Annotated in this window: 2 protein-coding genes; one reads left to right on the top strand and one right to left on the bottom strand. The window is 39.4% G+C overall.

Annotation, left to right across the window (positions count from 1 at the left end):
* On the top strand, window positions 1-214 hold a 214-nt coding region (locus tag EHQ58_RS14820), incomplete at its 5' end, for a hypothetical protein (RefSeq protein WP_135624692.1).
* Between the two features lie 7 nt (window positions 215-221).
* Here EHQ58_RS14820 and EHQ58_RS14825 read toward each other — a convergent pair.
* The coding region (locus tag EHQ58_RS14825; RefSeq protein WP_135624693.1) for a helicase at window positions 222-1,771 on the bottom strand (1,550 nt) is incomplete at its 5' end.

Consider the following 1,771-nt stretch of genomic DNA (forward strand, 5'->3'; position numbering starts at 1 on the left):
CAAAACTTGCGAAGACTGGAATAAAGTGGCCGAATTAGGCCTTGTCGACCACAAGACAAAGTATGCCTACTATAAAGGTGGACTTGTGAAATATGGAGATAGACTCTTTTTTGTTTCCCAAGAGAGATTGGATGCAGTTTCACCATTTAGAAAATGGGATTTTAAAACTAAAATTAAGATTACAGATCCAGAAGCAGTAGCGGAAAAAAAATAAGTTTTAGTTAGCGATTGAGACGAATGATCATATTGAGCTTCTCTGCAATCGCGATCACTTCCATCACTTTTGACTTTTCAATGATGATCCCAGTAGGGCTGACTTCTTCTACTACAAACTTCTTGCCCTTGATTTGACCAAGTAATAACTCCATCACCAGCGCATCTTTGGTTCGCAGTAGCACAGAGTCTTCTGTGATCGTGACGATCGGAAGGTTGTTTCCCCAATCATCAAGTAAGAATAATAAGTTCTGAGCCAGTTCAGCTTTGCTCGATTCTCTCAGGAAATGGATAAAAGTTTCTTTTTCATAACCGAGTAAAATTCCCAATTGGAAAGAATCTTTTGTCAAAATAAAAGTATAAACCCTATCATAGTCTTTGAGTTCACAAAACGCTTTTAGCAAGTGAATGCCTTGGATGGAAACCCGATCCGGAAAGGCGATGATCGAAAAATCCGGGTTGATCGTGATCCCACCTTTCTCCGTCGGAGTTGTGAGTGGATCATGATTAAAATAATGTTTTCCCAATTCGGAAAGACTTAGGTTTCTCTGTGGATACTCCACTTCAATTAAACCAAACAGCTGTAAGTAGAAGATCGCGGAGATGATTTCTTTTCGAAGATCTGCGAGGTCCTCTTCATATGTCTTGATTTGGAATGTTGGAGCAAATACCAAATGATCCCGGACAATATGGGAGAAAATGACGGAAACATTGATCTTACCATGGGCCATGATGAGTTTCACAGTTTTATCTAAAATGCCCTTTTCGTAAAAGGGAACTTCGGCTGCGGTGAATACCTCAGGTGGGCTAAGTCGACGTGTGCGAGCTTCGTTAACTTCGTGTATCACGAGTTTCATGATTTCGAAAATGTCTTTTTTTAAGAAGTCATCCGTCTCGCTCGTTAGGATCACGTTCTCACCTTTTATATCCACAAAACCTAATAGTTTTAGAATCGGTAAGATAAGTTCGATTTGATATACCTGGCTTTTTTCAGGAAATATCTCGATATCGGGAGATAATAATTCTGTTTCTGTTCGTTTGTGATCCGCTTGTTTGATCTTGCCAGATTTTGCGAGATTCAAACCTTTTCTTGAAATATAAGAAAGGAGTTTTTTTACGTTTAGGAAAAAATCTAAACCATTGGCACTGATCTTTTCTTGGCGTACGCGTGTGCCCTTTTTGACCGGAGGCAATATAGGTGAATATTGCAAGTGGTCTAAAATTTCTTTGGGAATCACGACGACACGTATGAACTTATCTTCAACGTAATAAATATCTCGAATCAGATATAATGAAGTTAGGTGAGGTATACATACTTCAAACTTCCCACGGTTGACGGTGATATAGTTTCTAATGGTATCAACTTCTATGACACCACCGTGCGTATAAATCTTATGTAATACATCTCGGTCAAAGTCACCAAGGGAATCTAAAACTGTTTGGATTGATTCAGAGGTAAGGGCATGCGTTAGAAAATTTTCGACTGAATCTTGTTTTTTAGCTCCAATCGCTTCCTTCCATTCCGTCGGAATCTCGGCGTATGTCGCCTTATGAAGAG

Origin of the sequence: Leptospira ognonensis (assembly GCF_004770745.1) — a bacterium.
Classification (GTDB): domain Bacteria; phylum Spirochaetota; class Leptospiria; order Leptospirales; family Leptospiraceae; genus Leptospira_A; species Leptospira_A ognonensis.